The organism is Acinetobacter dispersus, from assembly GCF_009884975.1.
GTDB lineage: Bacteria > Pseudomonadota > Gammaproteobacteria > Pseudomonadales > Moraxellaceae > Acinetobacter > Acinetobacter dispersus.
This window is the reverse complement of the sequence record NZ_CP041970.1, coordinates 1,033,992-1,046,744: the sequence shown is the minus strand read 5'-3', so window position 1 is coordinate 1,046,744 and position 12,753 is coordinate 1,033,992. Positions and strand designations below refer to the sequence as shown.

13 protein-coding genes are annotated in these 12,753 nt (G+C 38.5%); 2 read left to right on the top strand and 11 right to left on the bottom strand.

The window, feature by feature from the left end; all coding sequences use genetic code 11:
• Positions 1-195 precede the first annotated feature (195 nt).
• Positions 196-681, top strand: a complete 486-nt coding sequence (locus tag FPL17_RS04655) for a DUF2867 domain-containing protein (RefSeq protein WP_159883555.1) — start codon at positions 196-198, stop codon at positions 679-681.
• A gap of 81 nt (positions 682-762) precedes the next feature.
• Here the strand turns inward: FPL17_RS04655 and FPL17_RS04650 are convergent, their stop codons facing one another.
• The 10 genes from FPL17_RS04650 to FPL17_RS04605 form a co-directional block, all read right to left on the bottom strand.
• Positions 763-3,093 (bottom strand): TonB-dependent receptor, encoded by a 2,331-nt coding sequence (locus tag FPL17_RS04650; RefSeq protein ID WP_159883553.1) that lies wholly within the window; start codon positions 3,091-3,093, stop codon positions 763-765.
• Between the two features lie 133 nt (positions 3,094-3,226).
• Entirely contained in the window at positions 3,227-4,102 is an 876-nt protein-coding gene (locus tag FPL17_RS04645; protein ID WP_159883551.1) for an MBL fold metallo-hydrolase, read from the bottom strand.
• Between the two features lie 10 nt (positions 4,103-4,112).
• Positions 4,113-4,523, bottom strand: coding sequence for a DUF6691 family protein (locus FPL17_RS04640; protein ID WP_159883549.1), 411 nt, complete (start codon positions 4,521-4,523; stop codon positions 4,113-4,115).
• Positions 4,523-4,939: a YeeE/YedE family protein gene (locus FPL17_RS04635; RefSeq protein ID WP_159883547.1), complete on the bottom strand. Its 417-nt coding sequence runs from the start codon at positions 4,937-4,939 to the stop codon at positions 4,523-4,525. The genes FPL17_RS04640 and FPL17_RS04635 overlap by 1 nt, the downstream gene beginning before the upstream one ends.
• 133 nt (positions 4,940-5,072) lie before the next feature.
• A complete protein-coding gene (locus FPL17_RS04630; RefSeq protein ID WP_005204016.1) occupies positions 5,073-5,549 on the bottom strand; it encodes a DUF6438 domain-containing protein in 477 nt (158 codons plus the stop codon).
• A 148-nt stretch (positions 5,550-5,697) separates the two neighbouring features.
• Positions 5,698-6,402 carry a 2-C-methyl-D-erythritol 4-phosphate cytidylyltransferase gene (ispD, locus tag FPL17_RS04625; RefSeq protein WP_159883545.1) on the bottom strand — a complete coding sequence of 235 codons (705 nt, stop codon included), beginning with the start codon at positions 6,400-6,402 and terminating at the stop codon, positions 5,698-5,700.
• A complete protein-coding gene (gene ftsB / locus FPL17_RS04620) occupies positions 6,386-6,757 on the bottom strand; it encodes a cell division protein FtsB (protein WP_159883543.1) in 372 nt (123 codons plus the stop codon). The genes ispD and ftsB overlap by 17 nt, the downstream gene beginning before the upstream one ends.
• A 126-nt stretch (positions 6,758-6,883) precedes the next feature.
• Positions 6,884-8,173 carry a phosphopyruvate hydratase gene (gene eno, locus FPL17_RS04615; RefSeq protein ID WP_151715178.1) on the bottom strand — a complete coding sequence of 430 codons (1,290 nt, stop codon included), beginning with the start codon at positions 8,171-8,173 and terminating at the stop codon, positions 6,884-6,886.
• 45 nt (positions 8,174-8,218) lie between these two features.
• A complete protein-coding gene (kdsA, locus tag FPL17_RS04610; RefSeq protein ID WP_005153309.1) occupies positions 8,219-9,076 on the bottom strand; it encodes a 3-deoxy-8-phosphooctulonate synthase in 858 nt (285 codons plus the stop codon).
• A 33-nt stretch (positions 9,077-9,109) separates the two neighbouring features.
• Entirely contained in the window at positions 9,110-10,741 is a 1,632-nt protein-coding gene (locus FPL17_RS04605; protein ID WP_004772379.1) for a CTP synthase, read from the bottom strand.
• Positions 10,742-11,111: 370 nt separating this feature from the next.
• On the opposite strand from FPL17_RS04605, the gene FPL17_RS04600 reads away from it, so the two are divergent.
• Positions 11,112-11,591 carry a hypothetical protein gene (locus FPL17_RS04600; RefSeq protein WP_005188213.1) on the top strand — a complete coding sequence of 160 codons (480 nt, stop codon included), beginning with the start codon at positions 11,112-11,114 and terminating at the stop codon, positions 11,589-11,591.
• 59 nt (positions 11,592-11,650) lie between these two features.
• Here the strand turns inward: FPL17_RS04600 and FPL17_RS04595 are convergent, their stop codons facing one another.
• The gene (locus FPL17_RS04595) at positions 11,651-12,736 is read right to left on the bottom strand and encodes a YheT family hydrolase (RefSeq protein ID WP_159883541.1); all 1,086 of its coding nucleotides are present in this window, start codon (positions 12,734-12,736) and stop codon (positions 11,651-11,653) included.
• Positions 12,737-12,753: the final 17 nt, after the last annotated feature.

Below are 12,753 nucleotides of genomic sequence, written 5' to 3'. Positions count from 1 at the left end.
TAGTTAAATTTTCTATAAATTATGTGAAATGTAATTTAGCTTAGCAAAATAAATATCAATTATAAAAGCCATTTTATACTAGAATATCAAGCCAAATTTAAAATAATCGTCAGATAATGTAATTGGCATACATTCAGTAATTCATCTATAAATTATTATAAATTTCATATATCTATAAGTCTAGGAATAAGTGCAATGGAACATCAGAATGATCTTCATCCTTTGGTTGCTCCATTAGCATCGCTTAACTACCTGCATGAAGCACATCAATACATCGACAAGAATCTGACAGTGATGCAAGTTTATAACTTAATGACAGGTCATCCACCTTTTTGGCTACGTATCGCCTTTAGGATTAGAGATTTTTTAAGTTTAAAGTTTGGAGGCGTTCAACCGATCAAAGGCTTTAATTCGGTTAAACCAGAAAATGTTACGATCAATGAAAAGTTGGATTTTTTTGATGTGGTAAAAATTACGGACAAGGAATTATATTTACAGTCTACAGATAAACATCTCAGTGTATTGGTCGCATTACAGCTTCGGGAACATGATGAGCTTAAGAATAAGTTAACTGTCACAACCAGTGTGATCACTTACAATCTTTTTGGAAAGATTTACATGCTTCCTGTCTCATTGGTGCATGATTTAATCGTCAAAAATTCATTAAAAAATCTAAATTAATCGTTCAAAAGAACAACCACTGGAAGTCTTTATTGAGTATTTCTTCCAGTGGATAAACTTTAAATTAGAAGATTCAAACAACTATATCTTCATATTAATCCCAAGCTGAAAACCGCGCCCTGGTAGTGGTGCAATATATTTCAAAGGAGAATTATGTGGTCTCGCTTCCTCATTCAGCAGATTTGAACCGTTTAGGAACACGTCAATATCAGAATTCTTTAATTTTAAATGCTTGCTAATCTGCATATCAACCATATTGAAGGCTGGTAAAGGCTTTTCTTCCGAAACATTCTTTCCTAGATATTTAGGTTTATCATAATAAATACTTGAGAGGCGTGCAGCCCAATCTCCGTTGCTCCACTCTACGCTTGCGCCATAACGGCTTGTTGGCATGTTTGGTAAATAATTGCCATCATTAAATAAGCTATATTGATTTGGATTTAAGTTTTTATTTTTTACAAAATCAGCAAACGTACCTAGGGTAAAAAGCCCCAAACGCTGTGTATTGATTTTCTGTTTTAGATCAACTTCAAAGCCTGTGATTTCTGTATCTGTTTGAGTCCAGTATTTGAGAGGTAAGCGGTTCGCCGTTTGCATGCCTGAATGCGTGAGATAGAGATAGTTTTCAAATTTCATCTTATATACAGTAGCCTCAAGATTAAAATCTTGATAATTGAACAAAGCTGTCAACTCTGTATTTTTAGATTTTTCAGGCTCTAACTTTTGATTTCCTTGCTCATTAATCATAATAGAATAATGGTTGCCACTCGCATAAAGCTCATTCAGCTCTGGTGCACGCTCCGATACTGAATATCTAAGCTTCATGCCTAGATAGTCATTCATTTTGAGATATGAACCAAAACTGTAGCTTTCTAAATCGAAATTGGTATCTTGCAACTTGGTATTCGGCGAGTTACGAGATACTTTAAAGTCACTGTCTTTGATCCTGTGATCAATACTTTCTTGGCGATAGCCTGCATCGAAAGATATACGATTCAGGTCAATTTTTTCTTGGATAAAGATCGCATGTGTTTTGGTTTTTACATTAGGAAGATAGCGTAACTTGCCCTGTCCTTCGATGGTTCGATTACTCTGACTCAGCCCAAGTAGACCATTTAAGTACGGCAAAGGTTGATGTCTGAATAGTAACTCAGCTTGTTTGGTATCAAAGCGGTAATCATTTGCAAGCTGCGTACCTAAATATTCACCTGAACGATTGATCACTTGATTCGCTTTGAAGTCGATTCCCTTCAAAAATGGCGTATCAAAATTATATTGACTATCCAATGTATATTTTCGTTGATCCGTCTTTATTCCTACAGGTAGACCATCATCATAAGAAGATTGAAACGACTTATTTTCTAAAGAAAATCCTGGTACGCCGTATGCATTTTTCTGGGAATCTGCACTCAAGCCAATATAGCCATTTTCCAGAAAGTAAGTACTTCCGATCGCATAATGCTGATTTTCCAAATAGCTATTGCCTAGCTTTCGATTGTAATTTGGTGTCACATCGTTATTAATTCTATTTTCTTTAAACTTGGGTGTGTCAGCAATATATTCAGGATTTACTGGGTTGATATATGTCTTACCACTCCAAACAGATGAGGGTTTATCGGTATAGAATGAAAACCTTCCATCTGCCCAATCTGGATTTTCAGTCATAAATTGGTCAATATATTTTTGCGATGCGGTGTTATAAATCTGCTGTATGCGCGTATCTTTTTGACAAGCATCTGCCAACGCTGAATTCACACCACCTGTTGTTGGGAAAACTGCACTATTACAAAGTTCGGCTTTGCTCTGCCCAGGAATCTTATAAGACGAAATGTCCTGTTTTGAAAATAAGAAGTTGGTTGAAAAGTTGCTTTGATTATTTAGATTCAGTTTAAAACCATGCGCATCTGCATTATTCCAACCTTTTCGAGCAGCCAACTCTAAATTATGATCTTTCTTGGGAATTTCTTTGTTAATCAGGCCATTCTCTACATTTACACTACCACCAATTGCATTTCCGCCGTATCGCACACTATCCGATGACTTATTCACCTGAATAGATTGATTAAATAAAGGATCAAAAGGAATTGCAATATTGCCACTGATTGCATTCATTCCATAAGCAGAGAGCCCATCCTCAAGAATTTGTACTCGATTACCACTTAAGCTGCGGATGATAGGTGCACCAGAATTCGGACCAAAGGCACTACTTTGCACGCCTGACACCTGCTTAAGTGCATCTCCTAAAGTTTGATTTTGTGTATTTCTATTCTCTACAACAGTATTGTTCCCGATTGAAAGATCAGTTTCTGCTTTTAAACTGATGTTTGGCAAGATTACAGGACTGTCCTGCTCATTTGCAGATGCTTGATGGTTAATAAATAGAATGGCTATTGCCAAGGCTTTGTAACGCACATTGAACTCCTTATTTTCAATTGTTATGTTATAACATAACAATTAAGTATTCAAACAAAACCTAAGCTTCATTTTTCATTCTCAATGTGCATGAAAAAGACATCGCTCAAATCCTTTTGAGCAATTAAGTATTCTATGATTGATTAAAGTAATTCAGAGGCAACTTTAAGTAGCGGATTCCATTAGACTCAGGTTCTGGCAATCTACCTGCATCCATATTAATTTGAATCGCAGGCAAAATCAGCTTGGGCATCGACAAAGTCGTATCACGTGCTTGGCGCATTTGTACAAAGTCATGCTTGAGCGTTTTTGCATTTAAGTGAATATTGCTTTGTTTTTGCGCGCGAATATCTGTTTCATAAATATATTTATCGCGACCTTCTGGCTTGTAGTCGTGACATAAAAAAACGCGGGTATATTCTGGCAATTGATACAGCTTTTGCACGGAATCAAATAAGATATTTGCACTGCCTTTTGGAAAATCACAGCGCGCCGTTCCATAATCTGGCATAAATAAGGTATCACCAATAAAAACAACATCGCCAATCACATAACTTAAGCACGCTGGCGTATGTCCAGGTGTAGGTATGTTATATGCCTCTAGGTTACCAATACGAAAATGTTCATTGTCCTTGAACAAATAATCAAACACCTGATGTGTATTAAAATACTTCATATCCATATGATAAATTGCACTAAATGTTTCCTGAACAATCGCAATTTTCTCGCTTATGGCAATTTTGCCACCAAGCTTGGATTTCAAATACTGTGATGCCGTTAAATGATCGGCATGAACATGCGTTTCTAATATCCATTCAACTGTAAGGGCTTGAGATTCAATATAAGCAATGATCTCATCTGCGTGCTGTGTAGATGTTGATGCCGAGGCAGCATCATAATCCAACACACTGTCTATAATGGCACAATGCTTTGTTTCAGGATCATGCACGGCATAGCTAAAGGTATTACTGTTTTCGTCGAAGAAAGCTTTGATGATTGGCTGTTGCACTGCATTTCTCCTACTGTTTGGCCCAAAGACGATGAATCAACATACCAAGCAGCATTGCTGCAATAAAATACCAAACCTCAAAATAACCTAGTCCAATCAAAGTCAATGCCGGTGCTGGACAAATACCTGCAATTCCCCAGCCAATACCAAATAATATCGCACCAGTAATCAACTTCTTATCAATTTGATTATTGTTTGGTAAAGCCAGCGGCTCTCCTAATAATGTTTTCGGGCTGCGCAAGGCTTTTTGAAATGGGATAAATGCAACTACAATTGCACCAATCATCACAAACATCAAACTAATATCCCACGCGCCAAAAACATCTAGAAAGCTTAATACTTTTTCTGGATTTGACATTCCTGAAACCAATAGGCCTAATGCAAATATGCTGCCAAAGAGAAATGCAAATAGATTTTTCATTATGCTATCCCCACAAGATGACGCACCACATACACAGTAACAAAGCCAGCAAACATAAATGTGATTGTGGCAATAATTGAACGTGGCGATAAACGGCTAATCCCACAGATCCCATGGCCACTGGTGCAACCTGAACCTAAACGTGTTCCAAAGCCCACCAACAGTCCAGCAAAAATCAAAGCGAGTGGAGACGACTGCATGATAATTTCAGGCTTTACAAACATTTGATAAATGAAAGGTGTAATGCTTAGACCTAAAAGAAACCAAAAAGCTGAACTTTTGAAAAAGGTTTTTGGCTGTAATAATTGTGCGATCAGCCCACTCACACCCGCTATACGCCCATTGACATATAGATAGCCAACAGCCGCCACCCCAATTAACGCGCCACCAAACAAAGCTAGAATAATACTTGTCATCATCCTCTCACCGATCATTATATATTTTTATAATATATTATTATGAATATTAACTAAAGAACAAATTGATCTACAATTAAAAAAAGGCTTAACTACCTTTGGTAATTAAGCCTTCTAAAGATCAAAACTGCACTTAACGTACTAGATCTTCAATACCAATCAATTTTGGTAATTTATCAATTACTTTATTCAACTCAGTGTTTGCTGGTGAAATACAACCTGTGTAATGGCTAAGCTTTGTTACAGTTCCATCAGGCTTTTTCCACGAGAAATAAGCACTTGGTTGGTCTGTTGCTGTTTCTTGACAACCAGTTGTTTTTACATTTGCACCGGTTGCAGGACGATAAGTTTTTAACTCTTGTTGCAGTTTCTTATAAACAGAAGGATCAACTGTTAAATCTTGAGTACCTGTCACCTTGGTGTATTGTTTGCCATCGAAATGGACAGCACCTTCAGGTGTAATCTCAACAGAATAAATTGGGCATGCGCCAAAACAAGGGCTAGATGAATAGCGGATTGTTTCTTGTACAGTATCTTGTGGCTGTTGAGGTGTTGTTGCGCAGCCAACTAAAGAAAAAGTAAAAAGGCCCGCAATTAATAATTTTTTCATTTGTTGATCCGTTATAAAGTATGTTATTCAAATTTAACAAATAGTAGAAATTTTGTCATTTAGAATGGTGTAAAAATAAGAAATTTCATCTAAATTTACTTAGGCTATTTTGCAATAACCCAAAAAATATTGCATCAATTGAAGAAAATTAAGAATGGCTTTGAGATTGCAGAATTAACCGAGCAAGCTCTAAATCATCTGCATAGGTAATCTTGATATTGTCTGAACGACCTTGTACCACTTTTACAGGCTCATTCACATGTTCTAAAGCACTTGCTTCATCTGTAATCACAGTATGGTCTGCTAAGGCCTGTTCAATTGCACTTTTTAACACATGTAATCGAGCCATTTGTGGTGTCTGTGCCTGCCACAAAAACTCACGGCTGACTGTTTTTCCAATCTGATTTTGGCTTACGACATGTTTAAGCGTATCACGCACAGGAATCGCTAAAATTGCACTTTGATTTGAATGCTGGGCAGATTCAACCAAACGGATTAAACAATCCGAAGTAACACATGGACGTGCAGCGTCATGGACCAACACCCAATCATCTTCATGAGCAATGTCAGATAAATAGATCAAGGCGTTTAAAACTGAATGGACACGCTCAGTGCCACCAATGCAAAAATGTAGCTTCTCTTTGTGCTGAAAAGAGAGGGTTTTCGCGAAATTATCTTGCTCACCAATGGCGAGTACACAACCTGCTAAATCTAAGGAATTCAGTCGACTAACCGTATGTTCAAGTACAGTATGATCTTGAATATACTGATATTGTTTTAATTCAGTTTTTGAAAAACGACTGCCCGAACCTGCTGCTGGTACAACCGCCCACAGCTTAGTCTGGGTTTTCATTTGTTGCTGTATCTTCTTTTGCGTTTGGATCGATATAAATTGGTTTGTAATGGGTACTAATGGTACTCATTTGCACAAAAGTTTCATTCGGCTTGACCAAACCTAAATCTAAACGGGCATGCTCTTCAATGGCTTCACTACCACTTTTTAAATCAAAAACTTCAGCGGCTAAAATACGATTTCGCTCTTTGAGCTCAGTATTAATTTCTGCTTGTTGGGTAATTTGTTGAGTCAAAGCTTGGTGAGAAAAATACCCTCCCTCACCTAGCCAAAATTGGTACTGCAAGCTTGCCACCAAAAAGATGACAAGCAACAGAATCAATTTACTCGAGGTCGATCGAAACATATCTAGCATGAAAAAATCCCTACATCCTTCTTACAAGGAAGATCATCTGCAAATTCTATATGATTATGAATTTGCAGAGTTTCTGTCTTTTGTAAAGAAAGACGATCAGAAGTATTCAACATAGATAAATTGACCTTAGTTTAGACCTTTGAATTCAGCTTTACCGCGGTAAGCTGCATTCGTTAATTCTTCGATACGAAGCAATTGGTTATATTTCGCTACGCGGTCAGAACGGCAAAGTGAACCTGTCTTGATTTGACCAGCTGCTGTACCTACTGCCAAGTCAGCAATCGTTGAATCTTCAGTTTCACCTGAACGGTGTGAAATTACAGTGCTATAACCATTTGCTTTCGCAAGGTAGATTGCATCTAGAGTTTCAGTCAATGTACCGATCTGGTTGTATTTGATCAGAATCGAGTTACCAACTTTCTCATTAATACCACGTTGTAAAATCTTAGGATTAGTTACGAATAAATCGTCGCCAACCAACTGGATTTTGTCACCAAGGATTGAGGTTAAGTAGCTCCAACCTTCCCAGTCAGATTCATCTAAACCATCTTCAATCGAAATGATTGGGTATTGGTTTACAAGACCTGCTAAATAGTCAGAGAACTGGTTACTTGTGAATGCTTTATTGCCTTCACCAGCAAGAACATATTGACCATTTTTGTAGAATTCTGAAGACGCGCAGTCAAGTGCCAGCATAATATCAGAACCAGCTTTGTAACCCGTTTGACCAATTGCTTCAAGAATAACAGTGATCGCTTCTTCATTTGAACGCAAGTTTGGTGCAAAACCACCTTCATCACCAACAGCAGTATTTAAACCTTTTTTGTTTAAAACTGATTTTAGAGAATGGAAGATTTCAGCGCCTGCACGTAATGCTTCGGCAAATGATGTGAAGCCTACAGGCTCAATCATGAATTCTTGAATATCAACATTGTTGTCTGCATGCGAACCACCGTTGATGATGTTCATCATTGGTACAGGCATCGTCAAAGTCGTTTGACCACGAAGATCTGCGATATATTGGAAAAGAGGGATTTTCTTTTCATCTGCAGCGGCACGAGCAGCAGCCAATGAAACAGCTAAAGTTGCGTTAGCACCTAGTTTTTCTTTGTTTTCAGTACCATCAAGCGCAATCATCGTATTATCGATGTCTTTTTGCTCAAATACTGATTTGCCCACTAAAGCATCACGGATAATGGTATTTACGTTATTAACCGCAGTTTTAACACCTTTGCCCAAATAACGTGCTTTATCGCCATCACGAAGTTCTAAAGCTTCACGAGAACCAGTTGAAGCACCAGATGGTGCACATGCACGACCAACAACCCCAGATTCTAAAATAACGTCTGCTTCGATGGTTGGGTTACCACGAGAGTCCAAAATTTCGCGTGCACGGATGTCAACGATTTGGCTCATGAACAATTCCTCTGTTGAATGAAAAACAAGATGCAAGTTATTGCATCAGTGGGTGTCTAACTTTTTGAATCCTTTAACTAAAGTATCCAATTCTTTTAATTGCGCCAAGAATGGCTCAAGCTGAGATAAACGCAATGCACATGGTCCATCACATTTTGCGATTTCTGGCTCAGGATGTGCTTCCAAGAATAAACCTGCCAATCCTGTTGCCATACCTGCACGCGCTAAAGTCGTGATTTGGGCACGACGACCACCAGCAGAATCAGCACGTCCGCCTGGTGTTTGCAATGCATGGGTAACATCAAAGAATACTGGCACATTCATTTCTTTCATGGTATCGAAGCCCAGCATATCAACAACCAAGTTGTTATAACCAAATGCTGAACCACGCTCACAAAGAATGAGTTTGTCATTTCCAGCTTCTAAACACTTATGCAAGATATGACGCATTTCATGTGGTGCTAAGAATTGTGCTTTTTTGATATTGATAATGGCTTGAGTTTTGGCCATTGCTTCAACGAGATCAGTCTGACGACTTAAAAAGGCAGGAAGTTGGATGATATCAGCAACTTCAGCAACAGGTGCTGCTTGGTAAGGCTCATGAACGTCAGTGATAATGGGCACATTAAAATGCTTTTTAATGTCTGCAAGCCATTCAATTCCTTTTTCTAAACCTGGTCCACGGTAAGAGTTCAGACTTGAACGGTTTGCTTTATCAAAGCTCGCCTTAAATACATAAGGAATATCTAAGCGCTTGCAAATATCAACATAAGTTTCAGCAATTTCAAATGCTAAATCTTTTGACTCTAATACGTTCATTCCGCCAAATAATACAAATGGCAAATGATTTGCCATTTGTATATCGCCTAAACGTACAACTTCTTGTGGTTTTAATTGTGACATTTAAACTTTCCCAGTTTATTTAAAACTCAGTACTTACTTTTGGTGCTGATTTTTAGCAGCCCCGATAAAACTAGCAAATAATGGGTGTCCATCACGTGGTGAACTTGTAAATTCTGGGTGGAATTGTACAGCAATAAACCAAGGATGTTCAGGGATTTCTACAGTTTCAACCAAATGTTGTACTGATGAATAGCCTGAAATTTTCATACCTGCTTCTTCAAGTGCTGGAATAAAACGATCATTCATTTCATAACGGTGACGGTGACGTTCAGTAATTTCAGCTTTACCATAAACTTCGCGAGTCTTGGTACCTTCAACAAGCTCAGACTTTTGCGCACCTAAACGCATGGTACCGCCCAAATCAGACTCAAGACTACGTTGTTGTAGCTCACCACGTTCATCCAACCATTCAGTAATTAAACCAATCAATGGATATTTTGTTGAACGGTTAAACTCAGTTGAACTCGCTTCAGGCATTGCAGCAACATTACGCGCATATTCAATTACCGCCAATTGCATGCCTAAACAAATACCAAGGAATGGGATCTTGTTTTCACGTGCATATTGAATGGCTTTCATTTTGCCTTCAGTACCGCGCTCACCAAAACCACCTGGAACCAAGATCGCATCAGCAGTACTTAAAATGCTAATGTCTTGCTGTTCAAGCTCTTCAGCATTGACATAGTCAATCTGAACTTTGACACGGTTTTGGATACCAGCATGTAAAAGTGCCTCATTCACAGATTTATAAGCATCTGGAAGTTCAACATATTTACCTACCATCGCAACACGAACTGTGTATTCAGGGTTCAGTAATGCTTCTACAACGTTATCCCAATCTTCAAGGTTTGCTTCTGGAAGATCATTAAAGCCAAAACGCTCACAGATCAAGTCATCAACATTTTGCTCGTAGAATGTACGCGGAATTTGATAAATCGTTTTCGCATCTTTACATACCACAACGGCACGCGCTTCCACATTCGTGAACAATGCAATTTTACGTTTAGTATCAACGTCAACATCATATTCAGTACGACAGATTAAGATATCTGGCTGAATACCAATTGAAAGAAGCTCTTTCACAGAATGCTGAGTTGGCTTGGTTTTTAACTCAGCCGCAGATTTGATATATGGCAACAAAGTTAAATGCATGAGCATGGTACGTTTATGACCAAGCTCTACCATCAATTGACGTACTGATTCCATAAATGGAAGTGATTCGATATCACCAACTGTACCGCCAATTTCAACGATTGCAACGTCGTAACCTTCACCTGCGCGAAGTACACGTTCTTTAATGTTGTCTGTAATATGTGGAATAACTTGAACCGTACCACCTAAGTAGTCACCACGACGTTCTTTATTTAAAACGTCTTGATATACGCGCCCACTGGTAAAGTTATTCAGTTTGGTCATTTTCGCACGACGTAAGAAACGTTCGTAATATCCCAAATCTAAGTCAGTTTCAGCACCATCCTCTGTGACGAAAACTTCACCGTGCTGAAATGGGCTCATGGTACCTGGATCGACATTAATGTATGGATCCATTTTTACCATAGTGACTTTTAAGCCACGAGCTTCCAAAAGTGCAGCAACAGAAGCAGCAGAAATACCTTTACCTAGTGATGAAACCACACCACCAGTGACAAAAATAAAATGGGTCATTGAGTTTCTCGTACAATCGAGCCGAAATCGGCCTACAATGTTGGGCAATTTTACTGTACTCTGCCCCTATAAAGCAAAGTCAAACCGCATCAATTCAAAGAACTATAAACAACTGGCTATTCTATCAGCATTTTCGATAAAAATTTACGGGTTTTGTGGATTTTTCATCCATAAATTACGTTTAACAGGCCAAAATCAGTTAAAGCGACACCTAAAATATTGCATTCATCACTTTTAAATTCTTTGCTGCTCGTCTGTTTAATTGCAAGCATTTATAAAATATAAACAAACTCAACAATTCACAGGGATTTCTTCACATAGATTTACTGTTATAATTGCTGCTGTCCTAATTTGATATGTTGTTTTAGCAATGGCGAATAAAAAACTTTTAATTTGTGCAGCACTTGCGACTGGTCTTTTATTAACTGCTTGTGTGAAAAAAGAAGAACCAAAAAACGAAGAGCAGCAAGAACAGGCAGCAACTGAGACTCAAACCCAGCCTGAGCCTGAAAAAATCCAAGAGTTCGAGTCTTTAGAAAGTGTTGATAAACACGAAGCTCCAGCGCCTGTTGTAGAAACAACGCGTGAAGAAACACAGAATACGACGACTGAGATTCGTCGTGAGACTCGTCCTGTTCAAACAGAAACCCCTGCTGCAACACAAACACCAACTGAAGCTCCACGTGCAGAAGAGCCGAAACCTGTAAAAGCTGAACAAAAACCAGCAAAAACAGAACAGCCTAAAGCAGAACAACCTGTGAAAACTGCAAAACCATCAGCACCAGCTCAAAGTGAAGATGACGCTGTCGCTGCTGCAATTGCCGCTGCAACGCCTGCTTTGAACAACTAATTGATTCGTGAATAGCAAAAAGCCAGTTGCTTTCAACTGGCTTTTTGCTATCAATAGATTCAGTAATTCTTAAAAAAATCTGCCATCAAACGTGAAGCCCACGACTTCACACTTAAGCTTTCATAAAAACCGCAATGGCTACCCTTTTTGGTCGTGACCACCGCAATATTCTCCATATGCTGGATCTGATCTTTATAAGGTTCCAAATTTTTAATTGAACAGACTGGGTCATCTTCTGAGTTCAGAATCATCAGTGGAATTTTGACATTCTCAAATACATAAATCGGGTTAATGGCTTGGCAGTAACTCTGATAATCCTGAAATCCAGCCATTTCAAAGTATTCTTTCTCAAATTCTTCAAGACTCGTTGTCGTCAACACTTTTTCTACAGAAGAAATCTGGCCCCATGTATTCTGATACGGGTAAATAAAATATTTAAATAATTTCTTGGTCATCATTTTGCTATAAAAAGGATGCACATTTTTAAAGCCGATCTCTGTGTTATAACCTGGGCACATAGCAAAAGCAGCTTTAAATGGCGTATTTTCACCCTCTTCACCCAAATATCGAACCAATAAACCCGTTCCTGCGGAAGAGCCAACCGCATAAAGATCAGATTTTGGAAACAAGTTTTGAATGTGACTAAGCTGTTCTTTCAGGTCACTGGTCGATCCAAAAAGTGAGATTCGAGGGACAGGCATCGGCAGGCCCGCATGACCACGGCGTAAACACAGTGCAATTCGCCAACCTGTATATTCATGCAGATCTTTGACCAATTCACGCATACTTTCAGGTGTCCCTGTAATGGTATGCATAATCACAACAGTTGGTGTTTCAGCAGGAAGATTATATCCATACCACGCAACTGCTGTAATACCACCATCCTGCATAATCAATCGATCAACACGGTCATATTCAAGCTTGATCGATTTCTTACGAATCACATCAAAATATAGCAGATGGATATGCGTGTTACTCAACCAAGGGGTTGGACGATATTTTTGCTTTAACTGTGGTAGTTTTTCCAAAACATCTTTAATTTTCCCTTTCGGGTCATAGTACATTTTGGGTTGCTCAGCACCGAGCATTGAATCGAATAACTCCGAACCTAACACTTTGATTTTATCTAAAGCAGATATACCCATATTCAATAACCGCCTCT

What these genes read in the sequence shown, in the direction of transcription:
- FPL17_RS04630 (WP_005204016.1), bottom strand. Translation starts at nt 5,549, where the DNA reads ATGAAAAAATTATTAATTGCGGGCCTTTTTACTTTTTCTTTAGTTGGC.
- ispD (WP_159883545.1), bottom strand. Translation starts at nt 6,402, where the DNA reads ATGAAAACCCAGACTAAGCTGTGGGCGGTTGTACCAGCAGCAGGTTCG.
- FPL17_RS04605 (WP_004772379.1), bottom strand. Translation starts at nt 10,741, where the DNA reads ATGACCCATTTTATTTTTGTCACTGGTGGTGTGGTTTCATCACTAGGT.
- FPL17_RS04635 (WP_159883547.1), bottom strand. Translation starts at nt 4,939, where the DNA reads ATGACAAGTATTATTCTAGCTTTGTTTGGTGGCGCGTTAATTGGGGTG.
- FPL17_RS04655 (WP_159883555.1), top strand. Translation starts at nt 196, where the DNA reads ATGGAACATCAGAATGATCTTCATCCTTTGGTTGCTCCATTAGCATCG.
- FPL17_RS04640 (WP_159883549.1), bottom strand. Translation starts at nt 4,523, where the DNA reads ATGAAAAATCTATTTGCATTTCTCTTTGGCAGCATATTTGCATTAGGC.
- eno (WP_151715178.1), bottom strand. Translation starts at nt 8,173, where the DNA reads ATGAGCCAAATCGTTGACATCCGTGCACGCGAAATTTTGGACTCTCGT.
- kdsA (WP_005153309.1), bottom strand. Translation starts at nt 9,076, where the DNA reads ATGTCACAATTAAAACCACAAGAAGTTGTACGTTTAGGCGATATACAA.
- FPL17_RS04595 (WP_159883541.1), bottom strand. Translation starts at nt 12,736, where the DNA reads ATGGGTATATCTGCTTTAGATAAAATCAAAGTGTTAGGTTCGGAGTTA.
- ftsB (WP_159883543.1), bottom strand. Translation starts at nt 6,757, where the DNA reads ATGCTAGATATGTTTCGATCGACCTCGAGTAAATTGATTCTGTTGCTT.
- FPL17_RS04600 (WP_005188213.1), top strand. Translation starts at nt 11,112, where the DNA reads ATGGCGAATAAAAAACTTTTAATTTGTGCAGCACTTGCGACTGGTCTT.